Raw genomic sequence first — 15978 nt, 5'->3', positions numbered from 1 at the left:
GCATCCGGGAAAATCCTGGATTGATAATAACCATTACTTCATGACCATGCATACTTTTAACCTAAAACAGATCCATGGGTGCATAAATTGATCAGGAACATGAACGTGCTTGTGCTTGGAGCTGGAAACGCGGGTAGACCCGCCGCAAGATTGCTGAGACACCTTGAAAACAGTGTGCTTGTAAATGACGTCAGGGAACTGGATGAACTACCCCCCAAGGCCAGAAAGAGAATAGATGAGATGAAAAAGGAGGGTGTAAGGTTCAGGTTCGGGGGTCACAGGATTGAGGACATGCTCTGGGCCGACGCCGTCTTCATATCACCCAGCATACCCCATGATGCACCGGTACGTGAGATGCTGGGGAGGGTGGAGAAGGATCTTATTCACATAACAACATCAGACATAGGGAGGGCCCTGAACCAGCTCATAGGCATCCCCATGGTGGGAGTTGCAGGTACAGACGGAAAGACAACAACCACCAACATGATAGACCACATACTCTCATCACACCACAGGACGGTGTCATTCTCATCGATCCAGGACTCACTGGTCATTGAGGGCCTTGTTGAACTTGTGGTGAATGGTGATGTGAGAAACAGGGACATGGCCGTGTTTGAACTCCCACATGGGACCATAAGGATGGCTGATGGCCTTGAAATAGTGGCTGGTGTTGTGACAAACCTCACACCCGACCACATGGATGAGTTCAGGGACTACGATGAATACATTGAGAGAAACTTCTCAATAAAGAACCTCATAGCCCCCGGGGGTGTTCTGGTACTCTGTGGAGATGACCCGGTCATCGCAGGGCTCCTGGATGACCTTGAGGTTAAAAGTGTTGTCTATGGTCTGGGAAATGGGAGAACAGTTGAATTCATGGATAGAACCTTCGGTGGCTCGGCAGAACCCCAGGTCAGCGCAACAGACATAGAACTCATGGGTCTCGATGGCTCGGAGTTCACCCTGAAGGTCTCAGAGATACCGACTGCCCGCTGCAGCACCTGCGGATCTTTAAACTGTGAGGAACATGATGGGGTGGTCCATATCGGGCCCCTCACCGAGAGGATAAAGCTCAGGGTACCTGGTCTCTTCAACGTGGAGAACGCCCTTGCAGCCATAACCGTTGCACTGGTACTCGGATTTGACATTGAGGATATCAAAAATTCATTAGAGGACTTCAGGGGTATAAAGGGTAGATTTGAATTCATAGACATGGTTGATGGTGTGCCTGTGTACATGGACGCAGCCCACAACCCTGAGAGTATGGAGAAACTCTTTGAGGGCATTGAATTTAAGGGGAGACTGATAATAAGCCTGGACAACCCCGACACCCTCACAGTGAGGGACAAGTACAGGATAGGCCAGATACTGGGTGAAAGAGCCGATGTACTGATTGTGAGTGCCAGGAATGAGACAACAGGTAAGATTGACATGGAAGCGGCCTCTGAGGTAGAGAGGGGTGCCGGCAGGGATAAAACCATAAAGACTGAGAGCGTATATGATAGCATAAGGATGGCCCTTGAAATCGCAGAAAAGGGGGATACGGTACTCCACATGGGTCCCGGGGTTGTCAACGCCTATGATAATGTGAGGAATGATATTGAGAGGGCCATAGAGTCAATGAGGGACTTCACAGTTGTCCTTGGAGGCTGCGGAAATGTGGGAAGCCTCATGGCAAGGAACCTCAGGGCCAGGGGTTACCGGGTAATTGTCTCGGATCTCAAGGAAAGTACACCCCTCGAGGAGGTCTTCAGGGAGGAGGGAATAGAACTTGACCTGGGGGGTCACAGCATGGAGGTCCTCAGGCGCGCAGGCACCATAGCCATCACACCAGCCCTCGAGAATAACAGGAAGGTTCTTGACCTTATCAGTGGACTTGACGCTGATGTGATAGGCGTTGAGGACGTCCTGAACATGTGCCCTGTTGAGAAACCCGTGGTGGGGGTCACGGGGACCAATGGAAAGACCACCACCACAGGTATTCTCAAATCCATAATGAGAGCTGCCGGAAAGACTGTGCCAGAGCACCACCTCAACATACAGGGCAACACCGAACTGGTGCCGGCCCTACAGGCAAGACTCCCGGGGGATGTGGCGGTGGTTGAGATAGGGACATTCGGGAGGAGGGGTGAGATAAGGCAGTCAGCCCTTCTCTCAGGGGTCTCAGTGGGCGTCATAACCAACATATCAAGGGACCACCTTTCAGGTGGAAGGAGGTTCTCTGATTACATTGAATGCAAGAGGGAGATCCTTGATACAGCAGAGGTCATGGTACTCAACGCCGATGACCCCATAGTCGCATCATTCGCAGAGGGACTGAGGGAGGAGAGAGCGGTGCTCTACGGTATCCAGAGTATGGACTCTGCCACAGTGATGCCAGAGGGGAGGGAATGCCCCAAATGTGGCAACAACCTCAAATATACGCGCAGAACCATGGGGCACCTGGGGGACTATCAGTGTGTCTGCGGCTACCGGAGACCCCAGCCTGAGGTCATGGCCATTGATGCATCAGCCACCGGCTTCAAACTCGTGATAGGCTCCGAGATGAGGGACGTGAAACTCAGGGCACCAGGGATCTTCAATGTCTACAATGCACTGGCAGCCGCTGCCGCCGCATGGGCACTTGGCGTGGACTTGGATGATATAGTGAGGGGAATTGAGTCATTCGGTGGTGTGAGGGGAAGGTTCCAGAAGCTGATGGACTCACCACGGGTCATACTTGACTACGCCCACAACCCGGCCGGTGTGAGGGCGGTGATGCAGGAACTTAAGGGTACCGATGGAAGGCTGATAGTCGTAAACACCGTGGCATCTGAGAGCGGAATAGATGGTGATCTGGAAATCGCATCGCTCCTGAAGGATGCGGACACAGTTATACCGGCCTCCTATGCTGCAAGGAGAGCCTCCAGTATCCTGGGTAAGAGGGTGGTCCATATAGAATCCAGCAGAAAACGTGCTGGTGCTGGAACCCTTGGAGCGAGCCGTGAACAGGTTGAAGAGGCCGTCAGTAAGGCCCTTGAAATTGCAGAACCAGATGACACCGTACTCATAATCGGTGAGGGGGGATTCAGATATGCAGAGGATTATATCAGGTAAGCACATCATTTTACTGGTTATTGTGGCAGCCATCATAACAGCATCAGGTGCATACATCGAGGGAAGTGTTGAACCCCAGCACCCGGTGGAGATAGCTGCCCTTGAGCCTGGAAGCACGGTACTGAAGGGCCAGGATGTCATCGACGAGTCCAGGGTGAGGAGCGTCCCTCTCATACTCCACCCGGACTACATCCTTGATGAATTCAACTACATGGACCCCGGGAACCTCCTCCAGGCGGTCCTCACAGGGGCTGTGCATGTCCCGATATCCGAGATGACCTCCGGGATGGACCCCTCAGGAAGATCCACTGTGGACGGTCCTGGGGTACTGAGGGTTTCAGGGAATAAACTGGTGGTCCAGGAGCCACCGGTCTTCCTCTGGGCCTACAAGACACCCTACACCTATGGGGTGAAGAGAAAGAATGGTATGGATATCATTGAGAACGGAAGGAAGGTTAAATTTGTCCCGGCAGATAGTATAAGCAACAGCACCGTCCCCCACAGGTACAAATCCGTTAACAGGATAAAGAGGTGGTTCAGAAGGGCTGATGAGGGTGACGAGATAGTCCTGGACTACCAGCTATCCAACTTCAGCGACGGCAGGCTCCCTGTTCCACCAGCGAGGATAGAGGAACTCTTCGGTGAAGAAGTTCTTGAGTACATGGAGAACTACCCCTCAGGGTCGCCTGTCGTGGTGTACACGGGGGGCTACAGGAAGGTCCAGGTATCAACTGCAGTGAGCTATCTGGGCTCATACCCCCAGTACGATGATAACAAGAGGGCCTTCAATGCAAGGGCATTCGCGGCGGCATGGAATGGCACGGTGATTCCACCGGGAAGTGAGGGTTCAGGTAAGGAGACAGTCAGGTTCACAGCATCAAGGGACCCCAAGGCCCCCGGAGGATACGCGTCCCACGGGTCATGTCCACCTGCAAGGGCCCTCAGGGCTGTTGTCACTGACGCAGGGATGCCACTCCCCAGGGGAATGACCTGGGAGTTCCATGCGGTTCTATTCGGCTTCAACCCGGCAACCGGGATAAAGGTCAGAAACACAGGAAGGTACCCGGTACTCATTGAGATGTGGACGACGGGTTCAGGTGCAGGTACAACCATATACGCCAGAATCTACAGGCTTGAACCGGCATAGGGTGGTGGACTTGATCTCAGCTGTTGTTACAGCGGCAGGGAGGGGTAGCCGTATGTTCAGGGACATGCAGGAACTCGGCCTTGAGCCGGTCCACAAATTACTGCTCCCCATCGACTCAGTTACTGTAATAGAGAAAACTCTGGATTCCGTGCTCAGGGCGCGTGTGGATGAGTGCATCGTCGTAACAGGCCACCATTCAGGGGAGGTGGAGGCTGCGATAGCAGGTATGGATGTGGAGATCGTGAGGAATGATCCTCCTGATGTTCCACTCTCGGCGTCACTCCTCAATGGTGTTCTATCTGCTTCTGGCGAAATCATACTCTGCATTGCCGGAGATCAGCCTGCAGTATCCCCCGGGACCATGAGGAGGATCAGTGAACATGCTGACCCTGAGACGGTTTCGATACTTGCAAGGGGAAGGAGTGGCTGGCTTGATAGCGCCGAGGGCCTCGGGATGCCCCTTGCAGCGAGCTCAGAGCTCCTTAAAAGGTACCTTTCAATGGGTGATGGAAATATAAATCCTCTGCTCCGTTTGATGGTGGATGATGGCATCAGGCTGTACGGTGTTGAGGCGTCAGAACCCATTGAACTTGTGAATATAAACCACTACAGTGATTACCTCAGAATAAGGGACTATTTTGGATTTAAAGGGGAATAATTTGGATCAGGGTCTACTCTGCGTTTAAAAGAAAATAGGAGACCATGCAACTAGAATTCTTTTTCCTCGGTCTCCTCTTCAAGAAGATCCAGTCTATCCTCAATCTCCTCGAGGAGCTTACCCACACTCCTGAGGATCTCAAGGGTGTCATAGATCCAGTTTATAACAAGTTCCTGGTCTGCCTCACTCTCATACTTCCTTATCTTCTCCTCGAGGTCAGCAACATCCTCAAGGATCCTGAAGGTCTTTGTCTCAACCACAATCATCACCCCACGGTTTTATGGATTGAACCTACTGGCTTATGGCCTCAAGGGCATTGACAACACACCCTATGTTTTCGCCGTTGAGCCCCACGATGAGTTCGTCGTCCCTTACACCGGCGTACTGCCTTGAACCGCTGCACCCCATGGTTATGTTTGCCCTCTTCCTCATGTAGGGGCCTGCAACTGCGTCTGCACATAGTGACTGTATACCTGAGAAGTCTGCCTCAACGCGGCCACCCAGGGTGTAGACAAGGGCCTGGGAGATCTTCATTGCCTGGGCAGGGTTGCAGATGATGACTATGACGTCAGGGTCAAAGGTCGCATCCTCAAGGGGCGCGTATACTGCGGCGTAGAACCTGAGGTCAACTGATGGTATCTCATCAAAGGTTCTCTTGGCGGATGCAAAGCTTGCAAAGCGGCCAAGGTTGTAGTAGAACTCCCCTGTTTTGACCTTCTCTGGTGCCTCATCTATCCCGAGGGCATCTGCACCACCCTTGCATGCCTGGGCCTCCGCCGTTGCATAGAAGGATTTTCCTGCAGCGGCCATCTGGACCATTTCACAGTGCCTTGCAGGTTTATCTATTTTTTCAACGCCCTCAGGAAGGTCATCCTCCCTTAGAACGAGTTTTATAGCCACCGGGGACTTTTCAAGTCCGAGGAGGGTCTTCAGTTTTTCTGATACCTCATCATATCCATTCGCAGCGCATACATCAACCACAAGATCACCTCAATCAATAATCTTCACTGGTTTACCGTACTGGCGTTTCTCTAGATGGCCGCAGTCGCGGCACCTGTAGATCACCAGGATGAAGTTCCCTGATTCAGGGTATGTCTCCTCCACCTCATCTGCAACTCCACCGCAGACACTGCACCTCACCCTATCTGGCTGATCCATTCTGTAGTGTATCATCAGAACCACAGTGTAATATATGTAAAAAAGAGTATATTAATTTCTCGGTTTTGTCATCCATTCATGCCGATCTCCCGTTTTTTCAGGGTTTCTCTGGCAATGGTTGTGGATGATCTCTTTTAGGGTTTATAAGGGAATTTCAGTGGAGTCAAGGGTTATTACAAACTCCCTGGCATGTTCCAGGGTTTTTGAGTAGTCCTGATACATGTAGTTCTCATACAGTATGGCGGGTGTTCCCCCCTGAATTATGGGTTCCGTTACATAGGCGGGGCTTGTCTGTGACTCAGGGAAGTAGTAGGATAACCAGCTGATCCTGGATGCAAGGTTCAGGGCTATCACCCTGCTTTGCTCATGGGGGAGGGGAGTGAAAACGAACCTCCTCATACCATAGTTGCCCCTGTTGGAGTGCACATCAACTGTTAGGCTGTAGTTGCCCCTGGATACATCGGGGACCACGTATCTTCGTGCAAGGAGCTGTCCTGCCATCCTCCCCTTTTCGTAGTCCTCAGGGTTAAATGTAACGTTGACCCGGTATACGAAGTACGTGTACCTCAGTTTATCCTGGTTCTCCTCAAGGACCTGCAGCAATGCCCTGTGGGAGTCCCTCTCAAGGGGGTGGACCCCTGTTATGTAGGCTATTTTCACCTCTGAGTCCCTGTTCCCGTAGGGTCCAAGTTTCTCAACTGTGCCCATCTTATCTGAACCGAGGACAACAGCTTTGTTCCTATCTGTGCTGTGGAGGGAGGGGTTCAGCAGGTAAACCGTGATTAAGGCTCCTGTGATTATGAGTGATAGGATCAATTTTCTCTGCATACTGAACTTCCATTAGTACAATATTCCCATTTAATGGTTTAAGGATAAAGGTCTGATCATTCAACTAATTGGGTTCCTGTAAAAAGAAAAGTTTATTCAGACATTTATAACTTCTGGTAGAGTTCCTGTCCTCCTGTATTCAACCAGAACCTGTCTGAAGATCTTCCTTGCAAGAGATGGGGTTATGTCGGGGGATCCCTCAACATAGATACCAACATGGTTGGGGCTTCTGCCATTGGCGTCCATCCAGGTGTATGTGCGCTCCGCCATGTCGGTGTATTCGCTCCTTGTAAGTGTAACTGTATCCATGAACCCATAGGGGTCCTCAGGGCCACTGTATTCACCCACATGGATCTTTCCTGTCTCATTGAGTTCCAGCATCACAACCCCCCTTGCAAAGATGTAGAGTAACTGGGGGCCTGTGAAGTTGAATCCCCTGTATTCTACTGTCCCGTTACCCGAGTCCATCTCTGCAAGTTCAAGGACAGCCTGAAGGTTCAGCTGGTATCCGTCTGAGGTTTTTTCAACTGTTGCCGTTTCAATTTTATCTTCTGGAACACCGCTGCCCTTAAGTAACTGCAGTGCACCGGCTGTCAACAGAAGAGCCACCATAACCGCTACAATAACCGGAATCATCCTGTCGGGATCCATATCACTCAACCCTGAAACTCCTTATAATTGTGTCTATATCATCCTGTATAATTGAGATGTCATCAGATGTGAAAAGCAGGGAGTATTCATATGCGCCGTCTGTGAATACAATGTACTCATGCTCTCCGCATCCATTTGAATAATAAAATGATTTTATGGCATATGCCCTGTTGCCATCAACCTTGATTTCCTTCACATATTCCACGGTGTCCCCTTTTTCATAGCATACCTCAAGCCAGATGTCCCTTAGTGCTTCAGCATCAAGGGTGTAAGGTTTTTTATAGACGGTCATGATGGAGTTTATACCCATATCATAAGATTTGAGATCAACGACGGCATCTGAGCTCCTATCTTCTAGTGTGTAAATAATCCATGTCTTGGGGTAACTGAATGAGATTCCACTGCCCTTGAACTTATTGAGGTATGATTCTGTTAACGCTGACCCTTCAGTTGCATCTACACTATCATAACTGGATTCAGTACTGTAATCGGTAAATACGGTTGCTGCAATCGCAAGGGCAATAATCAAGACAAATGGGATTGTAATCGCTATTAGGACCTTTGATGTCTGGCTCTGCTTTTTCCACCAGCTGTTACTCCTCCCGGAATTGAGTTTAAACCCGCAGCTGGAACAGAAGACAGCATTTCTCCTGTTTTCTGATCCACAGTTTGAGCACCTTTTCAAATGCACACCTCCAGTTAAAAAAATAAAATGGGGGCTATCTTATCAGCCCGAGAATGCCTGCGATACCAAGGAAAACTGTTCCAGGGATTGCATAGGCAGATATGCTTATAAGAAGCCAGATAGCACTGACTATTAGGATCACACCGCCCCTTCTGGGGTTGTTCCTCACATATACTGATCCTATGATCCCCACAATTGAGGCCAGTATTGCACTGATACCCAGATAGAGGAGTTCAGAGCCGAAAACCGAAAGTACAATGGCAAAAAGACCTCCAAGCAAACCGAAGATTGCCCCAATTATTCCAAGCACAAGTTCAAGTGTCCTTGATGTTTCTACAGCATCACTCATTACAATTCACCTCCATCAGACATTCAGGGTTGTTCTGTATATGGCCGAGTCATCGTCAGCCACCAGGTCAGTGAATATCAGCAGCTCCACCTTCACGGGGGTTCCTGAGTCAATGAAATCAATGGTGCTGAATTTAACTGGCTGACCCGATTTCGCATCATTGATGTTCCATGCGAGTGGATTGTCGTAAAGCAGATTTCCCTCTGAGTCATACCACTTAAGGTGCATCTCAAGGTAGGAGAAGTCCTTGAGTGGCGTGATCTTTCCCTTCACAGAGTAACTTCCATAGCCCTCTGAGACGACTTCAATATCCTCAACCCTGATTTCAGATTGGGCCTGTGTGTTTGATTTTTCTGCACTGGATGCTTCAGTAGCGGTGTTATCTGGCGACATCATCCCGCCTATTGCAACAACAAGTATAAAACCAAGACACAGTGCCCCGATGATAACACCTGCCCTGGTTGCTGAACTCTGTTCATCCCACCAGCTCATTTTATCAACCTCTTTTTTGATCCAGAATTGTTCAGAGATGGAGTATGAAGTACTTCAGTGCCTTTGTGAGTATACCCAGCCCCACACCGGCTGCAAGACCTGTTGAAAATCGCAGAAGATTGTTGCTTTCCCTGTAACCAAGTAGCTGTGTGAATCCATCTAGAAATGTTGGTACCATCATAAGTAACGCCGCTATTATCATGGTGGTATCATATTCAATCACTGTGAGGTATGCGTATATGAAGTATGCAAATGCACCTGTATATATGCCGGTACACCTTGAACATACAGGAAAATAGTGGCCTCTTACTGAAAATGTTCTCTCTGGTTTTCTGTGGCACAGATACTTCAGTTTCATATGGGCAACACCATCTCTAAAATGTCAATTAGGACAATTACTTAATCAGTACCTTATTATATTTAAATGTTAATGTTTTTCATTTACATTAATAAATTTTTTTAAGGATTGTGGTACAATTTTTCATCATGAATTCTCTGCATTCACCCATTAACTTCATTATACCTAATGACATATGATGGCGCAATCATCATAAAGCACCCATCATCTGAATGGTATGAGCAAATTCGGTGTAATGTAAGGTGGGATATCCCTCTTTTAACTGACACCTTACAAGATATCTCAGGATTCAGAATAAAAAAGAGTCATTTCTGAATGTCAATCTGTATAGAGGAAAATATATATAGAATGATCAGAATAAGATAACACCATATGCAAGGAATTGTTTTCCCTGAACAAATCTTTGGGATAGGAAAACTTAAGGGACGTGATAATAATGGATACAACGCTGATATCCACAATATACTCCATTGAGCCGGTGATGTTCTGCATAACACAGTTCTCACCAAAGAAGGTTGTACTGCTCAAGGAGGATAAGGCGCCAAGGGAGAAGGAACAGGTCGAACAGGTCCTCAGAGACACCCTGGGCAACTTCGTTGAGATAACGACATTTGAGACAAGCCTTTATGATGTTGTCACCATTGCAAAGGACATGGTTGAGATCATAGATGAGGAAAGGGCCAACGGAAGGCGCGTGGTGGTTAACATAAGCGGGGGCAGGAAGACCCAGGCACTCGGTGCACTCTTTGGCTGCTATGCCAGGAACCACGATGTTCAGCGCATAGTGTACGTGACTGAGGAGGACAGTGAACTCATAGACCTCCCAATACTTAGCTTCGGGATCTCCAAGACCAAGAAACAGGTCCTTGAGGAACTCAAGGCCGGTGAAACATCGGTTAAGAACCTTGCAGTCAAGATAGGTATAAGCAGGGGGATGACCTACAACCACATAAGGGAACTCCGTGACATGGGGTTCATAGACCGTGAAAGGCTTGAAATAACCTCTGCAGGCGAACTTGCAGTGCTCTAAATAATTTTCATGGACACATCTTAACCTATAAGGAACTAAAGTGTCCTCAATGCCAATAATCTCTTTAAACAGGACAAAAGATTTTTTTGGAAGAGAAAAGGAGATAAGAAGAATTAATGAGGCCCTCAATGACCCCGGATTTGTGGTTGTGACGGGTAAGATGGGCTCAGGGAAAACTGCTATTCTCAGGAGAATCCAGGAGGAAAACTCCAACAGGACGACCTTCATTGATATGAGGTGCACCGATATCAGGAGGTCCCATGAGGGTATACCTGACTTCAGGAGGATAACAGTTCTTGCAAGAACCATGGAGTGGAATATACTCCTTGACAGCATGCCCCCTGAGAAGTCATCCATTACAGATGCATGGAAGATGTCACAGATGCACTGCATGAGGTGTGCTGTGGCGGTGAGGTACAGTGCAGGACTTATCAGGGATATTCAGAAGGAACTACCCAGGGCGGCTGTTGTTGAGGTGCCACCCCTCACAGAAAGAGACACAGAAAGGTACATAAGGTTCAGGGCACCGGCTGTCAGGGCTGTCAGGGCTGGAATAGAATATATCCATGAGGTCACAGGGGGCATGCCCCTATTCATTGACAGCTTCCTGAATGTGCTATCAGATGGAATCATATATGGTCCCGCGCTCCTTGAGGAGAACTTCAAGGCAAAGTTTCAGCAGATAGCCTTTCCATGGATCGCTGAACTTAACCGCCTGACCCTGAGGGAAAAGAATATACTGAGTCTTTTAAAGGACGGTCCCCTTGGAGGGGATGAAATACCTGCCAGCAGCAGTGAACTTGAGGAACTTGAACTCAGGGGCCTCATTGAGCTTCATGGAAATAGATGGAGTCTCGGCTCAGATCTCCTTAGAAGGGTCATTGTTGAACTTGAGAATCAGACGGGGTGTATCTAGTTTTCATTCAATAAAAAAAAAATAAAATGGGGTTATCTGCCCCTCCAGTAACCGAATCCCACCAGGAACACAAGGGCCACAACACCTAGAAGTGCGTAAAGCGGCACCTGGCTTTCTGATGAACCACTCTGGGTTGATGCTGAAACCTCATAGGCTTTACCTGATTCAGCACCCTTTCCTGTTTCATCAGGGGTAGCTGGGCTCTGACTTTCAGCCGTTGAACCTGATGATCCTGTGTATGATTCACCTGATGAACCTGAGGGTCTCTGTCCTGTCATCCCGGCACTTTCACCATTACTGTCTGAACCTGAATGGCCTGGATTCCCTGAACCTCCTCCCTGCGGTAAATTGACTGATGCGCCTGTTGCAGCTGCAAGGGCAGAGGCAAACCTTTTGAGGGACGCCTGGTTGACCGAGGAGACCTTAACAACCCAGTTATTGAAGACTATGTTTGCACAGGTATGGTGGCAGCACACCACACCATACTGCCCGGCAAGTTCAATGTAGCGGTTTGCAAGGTCCCGAAGGACAGCCTTGTCCGCATTCCAGATGTTCCGCCTTGCAGCCTCAAGGACCCAGGCAATCATTGACTGGGTTGCAACAGCCTCATAGTCCCCTGATGCCCTGAACCTGTCACTGAGGAGGTTCACAGCAAGCTGGTTCCACAGTTCATTGCTCACAGCACCGGTTGTGACGGCCACACCGAACACATTCTTGTACCTTGAGGCGTATTCCAGCCAGCCGCTTGGTGAGCTGAGGAGTGAGTCCATGTAGCGCGGGTTGAGGAGCTGGGATCTCACCTCAAGTTCAATCTCCTCTGCAACGGTCCTCACTGTGACCGTGTTCCTGTTCCGTATATCCACCAGTGCGGTGTCAGGGTTGCCGCCGAGGTGGCGTGATGCAAGGACCATTCCACCGAACCAGTCATAGTAGTCGTCTGTGTCAATGAGCCTCCAGGTGCTGTCCAGGTTCTGTGTAACAAGGTTCACCCTACCCAGGAGGTACTGGAAGGTGCCCCTGCTCTGCTGTATATCCACTCCCCCGGGGGTTGACCTCCAGGCATAGGAGACCCTTGAGAGGTAGACATCTGCAAGTTCAGCGCTGGTATTCCACCTTGAGGTTGCCGGTGTCATATCTGATACCCCTGTACCCTCAAGCACGAGCCCCCTGAGTCCAAAGACACGGTCCAGTGAGCCGCATTCACTGTAGTGCCTCTTAACATAGTTTTCGGTGTCATTTGCCTCTGCAGCCATCTTAACAGCGGCGTTCATGAGGTCTATCCAGAGCTGGTTACCTGTGACGGCAGTTACAAATACGTCGATGCGCGGCCTTGGTATCTCAACGCCGTTCACTGTGATCCTGAGTTCTGATGCGTCCATGAGGACAGGTTCAGGTTTGACGTCACCGTTGGTGTTCCACTGGGGCTTAACCCCGAGGAGGTACATGAACTCTGCAATGGCAACCCCATCGGTCCTCAGAAGCTCGGTACCCCACATCACCATTCCGATGAGTTCAGGGAATTTTCCGTGCTTCATGTAGTACTCTGCAAGGAGGGTGTCTGTGATTTTCTTTGCGGTCTCCCAGGCGGCCCTTGTCGGCATCTTCTTGGGGTTGGTGGCGTAGAAGTTGGCGCCTGTTGGAAGCACATCACACCATGCAGGGTCACCTGCAAGGCCTGGCCTCACAAATCCACCTCCAAGGGCTGAAAGCAGGCTCTGCCATTCGGTGTTTCCACGTATCTTTCTGATTGTCTCATTGATGAATTCAAGGTCGGTGCCGTTTATACCTGCAGGGGCAGTGCCGTTTATGATGTTCCTGATCCATGTCCGTGCAAGGTTCTTGACCGAGGCTATCTCGTCGCTGTATCTCAGGGGGTCCTTAAGCATTTCAGTGTAGACTGGCTTTGAGGGGTAGAGGGTTTTTCTGATGTTCTCCAGGAACTCTGACCTTGATGATGCTATGGTGAGAACCTCCTCAACCAGCTCCTCACCCTCAAGCACCCTTCCCAGGCTGTGAAGTCCCAGGGGGATTATGTCTGATTCTATCTCATGGAGACTGAGGTGGAGCCTCTCCAGGGCATCTGTGAAGTTGCCTGACATGTTGAAGCCCATCTCTGAGGCTCTGGATCTGATCTGGGACTCAATGGCAGGGAGTATCTGGCTGTTACCAACCTTCAGGGCGTTCTCGTACTGGTGGATGAGGTCATGTATCTCAATGAGTTTACCGTACAGTCCGCTCTCGACCATTGCAGGGGTCATGTGGTCGATTATGAGTGCCCCGCTCCGGTCCTTTGCAACCATGCCCTCCCCTGGATTTGAGACTATGTAGGGGTAGATGTTTGGTATCCCTGTGAGCTGGAATGGCCAGTCATCCTCCATGAGCCCTATCATCCTTCCAGGGAGGAACTCCAGTGTCCCGTGGGTTCCAAGGTGTATCATTGCATTTGCCCCGAAGACGTTCTCCATCCACCTGTAGAAGGCTATGTACTGGTGGTGTGGCGGCAGGTATGGGTTGTGGTAGTCTGTGACCTCGTCCCATCCACGTGCCGGCTGGACCGTCACGAAGATGTTCCCCAGCATTATACCGGGTATCACAATGCTTCCGTTCACCGTCATTATCTTGCCTGGTGCGGCCCCCCATTTTGATATGACCTCTGACCTGAGTTTTTCAGGGAGTTTGCTGAACCATTCCAGGTATTTCTGCACATCAAGGAGCTGCCCGCTGGCCTGCAGTTCTGCCCTGTGCTCACTCACGTACCTCTCAAGGAGTGGCTGTGCCCAGGTACCCTTGTTACCGAACTCTGAGACTATCCTGTAGAGCTCCTCCACATCGGGTATCCTTTCAACCCTGTAGCCTGTCTCGTTGAGCTTCACCAGGAGGTCGTGGAGGCTCCTGAAGACGTCCAGGTATGATGCCGTGAACCCATCCTTGCCTGGTGGGTAGCTGTAGAGTATCACCGCGATTTTCTTATCTGAATTGCTGAGTTCCCTGAGCCTTGCCCATCCATCGGCCAGTTTGACGATCTTCTCCACACCCTGATGAACCACAACCTCATTCCATGATGCGTCGGTGTAGGATACAACGATGGGTGAGAAGACACCCTCGAACCCGGGTATCGTGACCTGCCATGTCCATTCGTACTGGGCACCCAGCGGGTTTGTGAGGCTTGAGTTGCTGTAGAGCTGCACCCCCTTGATCACAGGGATGTTTATCCTCTCAAACTCTGCAAGCGCCCCACCTGATGGCAGGTTGGCGTAGTTGAGTGACCAGGAGTAGAGGGATATCACCGCGTTTATCCTCCTTGTGAGGGGCCCCTTACCGTTAACACCAAGGGCGAGTTCCTCAAGGAGTGAACTCACAGCAGGGTTTGTGGCGCCCTGGTAGAGGTTGAATATGGCCCTTCCCTGTTTCTCTGCCTGGCGTATTATTGCGTCCACGGTCGGTGATGGATTGTAGCTTACAACGACGATGAATGGTCCTGTCATGTTTTTGTTTGCTGTGTACCAGTTCTCGAACTGTCTGTAGATATCTGCCCTCTGGTCTTCCGCCCATGCCGAGAAGTTCTGGTCTATCCATCTGAGGCTGTCATATGGTGGTATGAGACCAGGGTTGCCCTCTATCCAGGCCTTTATTCTGGATCTTTCTGCAACCACACTCATGACTCCAAGGTCAGGGTGGTAGAGTCCCCAGTCAGGGGCTGCCATGACCGGCCCCTGATTGTTCTCAACCGGGTTGAAGGTGGTCTCACCGAGGAGGTACTGGATGTACTTTATCATGTTCTCCAGGTTCTCCCTGGCTGCCCCTCCTGATGCAAGGGCGTAGTAGCTTGCAATGTAGGTATTCTCCACTGTGTCCGGTGTGTCATTTCCTGGTGTTCCGCCGAGGAGGTTCAGACCTGTTCCACCGTAGGGGTCAGTGTCTGTGTCTGTTGGGTAACCGAAGGCAGCTGCTATCATGTTTCTCTGGTTCGCGGGACTCCTCAGGAGGTATGGATACCAGGAGTCGCCCCAGCCTGTCCCGGGCATTGCCATGTCCAGGTAGGCGAAGTTCACGTGCTCCATAATCCAGTCACTGGTCGCTGAGGATGGGTCCCACATGTCATGGTAGATTATCCTCCTGTTACCCATTGACTTCAGTATGCGTCCCTTCTCAGGGACTGAGCTTATGATGGCTATATCCGGCATGAATGTGTGGTTCAGTGTTTGGCTTGAGGTCACGGTGTATGTTACCGGCCGGTAGGTGTGGTAGCTTATCCTCACCTCAACAGGGAATGTGTCACTGAATGTAACCCTGTAGGATCCGTCTGCCGCTGTTCGTGTTTCATTGATAACCGAACCATTGTATATCACGGTGATGCTTGCATTCTTCACCGGCAGTGCATCCTGGAGTGTGGTGTATCCTCCTGATGTTTCATTGTAGATCTCCTTTATATGTCCTGAAACCTCCGCTGCGCTGGCTGTCCCTGTCAGTGTAACTGCGAGTATTACTGCCATTACTGTGATGAATCTTTTAATATTTTCACCTCCCTTTAATTTTATTCAGGTTTACTTTAAGGGAGGCGATATTTAAAATTAACTTTAATTATTTTAAAACAAATTTTAAATATGTTT

The 15978-nt window shown here is 49.9% G+C and carries 15 protein-coding genes; 5 read left to right on the top strand and 10 right to left on the bottom strand.

The window, feature by feature from the left end; genetic code table 11:
• Positions 1–87 precede the first annotated feature (87 nt).
• Genes QFX39_RS06215 through QFX39_RS06205 form a run of 3 tightly spaced genes read left to right on the top strand, consistent with a single transcriptional unit; the run spans position 88 to position 4901 of the window.
• Positions 88–3096: a Mur ligase family protein gene (locus QFX39_RS06215; RefSeq protein ID WP_300478368.1), complete on the top strand. Its 3009-nt coding sequence runs from the start codon at positions 88–90 to the stop codon at positions 3094–3096.
• A complete protein-coding gene (locus QFX39_RS06210; RefSeq protein ID WP_300478366.1) occupies positions 3074–4243 on the top strand; it encodes a hypothetical protein in 1170 nt (389 codons plus the stop codon). The genes QFX39_RS06215 and QFX39_RS06210 overlap by 23 nt, the downstream gene beginning before the upstream one ends.
• Positions 4244–4247: 4 nt before the next feature.
• Entirely contained in the window at positions 4248–4901 is a 654-nt protein-coding gene (locus QFX39_RS06205) for an NTP transferase domain-containing protein (protein WP_300478363.1), read from the top strand.
• 50 nt (positions 4902–4951) lie between these two features.
• Here the strand turns inward: QFX39_RS06205 and QFX39_RS06200 are convergent, their stop codons facing one another.
• The 9 genes from QFX39_RS06200 to QFX39_RS06160 all read right to left on the bottom strand — a co-directional run bounded on the left by QFX39_RS06200 (position 4952) and on the right by QFX39_RS06160 (position 9422).
• Positions 4952–5167, bottom strand: coding sequence for a hypothetical protein (locus QFX39_RS06200; protein WP_300478361.1), 216 nt, complete (start codon positions 5165–5167; stop codon positions 4952–4954).
• 25 nt (positions 5168–5192) lie between these two features.
• On the bottom strand, positions 5193–5882 hold the full coding sequence (locus tag QFX39_RS06195) for a DUF169 domain-containing protein (protein ID WP_300478359.1): 690 nt from the start codon (positions 5880–5882) through the stop codon (positions 5193–5195).
• A gap of 9 nt (positions 5883–5891) precedes the next feature.
• The gene (locus QFX39_RS06190) at positions 5892–6074 is read right to left on the bottom strand and encodes a hypothetical protein (RefSeq protein WP_300478357.1); all 183 of its coding nucleotides are present in this window, start codon (positions 6072–6074) and stop codon (positions 5892–5894) included.
• 126 nt (positions 6075–6200) lie between these two features.
• Positions 6201–6887: a hypothetical protein gene (locus tag QFX39_RS06185; protein WP_300478355.1), complete on the bottom strand. Its 687-nt coding sequence runs from the start codon at positions 6885–6887 to the stop codon at positions 6201–6203.
• A gap of 96 nt (positions 6888–6983) precedes the next feature.
• Complete coding sequence (locus QFX39_RS06180) at positions 6984–7538, bottom strand: pseudomurein-binding repeat-containing protein (protein ID WP_300478463.1); 555 nt, start codon at positions 7536–7538, stop codon at positions 6984–6986.
• Between the two features lies 1 nt (position 7539).
• Complete coding sequence (locus QFX39_RS06175) at positions 7540–8223, bottom strand: PsbP-related protein (protein WP_300478353.1); 684 nt, start codon at positions 8221–8223, stop codon at positions 7540–7542.
• 34 nt (positions 8224–8257) lie between these two features.
• Complete coding sequence (locus QFX39_RS06170; RefSeq protein WP_013295728.1) at positions 8258–8572, bottom strand: DUF4064 domain-containing protein; 315 nt, start codon at positions 8570–8572, stop codon at positions 8258–8260.
• A 15-nt stretch (positions 8573–8587) separates the two neighbouring features.
• On the bottom strand, positions 8588–9064 hold the full coding sequence (locus QFX39_RS06165; RefSeq protein WP_300478350.1) for a hypothetical protein: 477 nt from the start codon (positions 9062–9064) through the stop codon (positions 8588–8590).
• 31 nt (positions 9065–9095) lie between these two features.
• Entirely contained in the window at positions 9096–9422 is a 327-nt protein-coding gene (locus QFX39_RS06160) for a DUF2085 domain-containing protein (protein ID WP_300478348.1), read from the bottom strand.
• Between the two features lie 436 nt (positions 9423–9858).
• Between QFX39_RS06160 and QFX39_RS06155 the strand changes: the two genes are divergently transcribed.
• Positions 9859–10452, top strand: a complete 594-nt coding sequence (locus QFX39_RS06155) for a CRISPR-associated transcriptional regulator Csa3 (protein WP_160323081.1) — start codon at positions 9859–9861, stop codon at positions 10450–10452.
• Between the two features lie 49 nt (positions 10453–10501).
• Positions 10502–11368 (top strand): ATP-binding protein, encoded by an 867-nt coding sequence (locus QFX39_RS06150; RefSeq protein WP_300478345.1) that lies wholly within the window; start codon positions 10502–10504, stop codon positions 11366–11368.
• A gap of 32 nt (positions 11369–11400) precedes the next feature.
• Here QFX39_RS06150 and QFX39_RS06145 read toward each other — a convergent pair whose 3' ends face one another.
• Positions 11401–15861, bottom strand: a complete 4461-nt coding sequence (locus tag QFX39_RS06145; RefSeq protein ID WP_300478342.1) for a cobaltochelatase subunit CobN — start codon at positions 15859–15861, stop codon at positions 11401–11403.
• Between the last annotated feature and the right edge of the window lie 117 nt (positions 15862–15978).

Source organism: Methanothermobacter sp. (assembly GCF_030055425.1).
Taxonomy (GTDB): Archaea; Methanobacteriota; Methanobacteria; order Methanobacteriales; family Methanothermobacteraceae; genus Methanothermobacter.
Note: the sequence above shows the minus strand (reverse complement) of the source record. Positions and strands in the feature narration are given on the sequence as shown.

What these genes read in the sequence shown, in the direction of transcription:
- QFX39_RS06185 (WP_300478355.1), bottom strand. Translation starts at nt 6,887, where the DNA reads ATGCAGAGAAAATTGATCCTATCACTCATAATCACAGGAGCCTTAATC.
- QFX39_RS06190 (WP_300478357.1), bottom strand. Translation starts at nt 6,074, where the DNA reads ATGATACACTACAGAATGGATCAGCCAGATAGGGTGAGGTGCAGTGTC.
- QFX39_RS06170 (WP_013295728.1), bottom strand. Translation starts at nt 8,572, where the DNA reads ATGAGTGATGCTGTAGAAACATCAAGGACACTTGAACTTGTGCTTGGA.
- QFX39_RS06165 (WP_300478350.1), bottom strand. Translation starts at nt 9,064, where the DNA reads ATGAGCTGGTGGGATGAACAGAGTTCAGCAACCAGGGCAGGTGTTATC.
- QFX39_RS06200 (WP_300478361.1), bottom strand. Translation starts at nt 5,167, where the DNA reads ATGATTGTGGTTGAGACAAAGACCTTCAGGATCCTTGAGGATGTTGCT.
- QFX39_RS06210 (WP_300478366.1), top strand. Translation starts at nt 3,074, where the DNA reads ATGCAGAGGATTATATCAGGTAAGCACATCATTTTACTGGTTATTGTG.
- QFX39_RS06180 (WP_300478463.1), bottom strand. Translation starts at nt 7,538, where the DNA reads ATGGATCCCGACAGGATGATTCCGGTTATTGTAGCGGTTATGGTGGCT.
- QFX39_RS06145 (WP_300478342.1), bottom strand. Translation starts at nt 15,861, where the DNA reads ATGGCAGTAATACTCGCAGTTACACTGACAGGGACAGCCAGCGCAGCG.
- QFX39_RS06155 (WP_160323081.1), top strand. Translation starts at nt 9,859, where the DNA reads ATGGATACAACGCTGATATCCACAATATACTCCATTGAGCCGGTGATG.
- QFX39_RS06160 (WP_300478348.1), bottom strand. Translation starts at nt 9,422, where the DNA reads ATGAAACTGAAGTATCTGTGCCACAGAAAACCAGAGAGAACATTTTCA.
- QFX39_RS06150 (WP_300478345.1), top strand. Translation starts at nt 10,502, where the DNA reads ATGCCAATAATCTCTTTAAACAGGACAAAAGATTTTTTTGGAAGAGAA.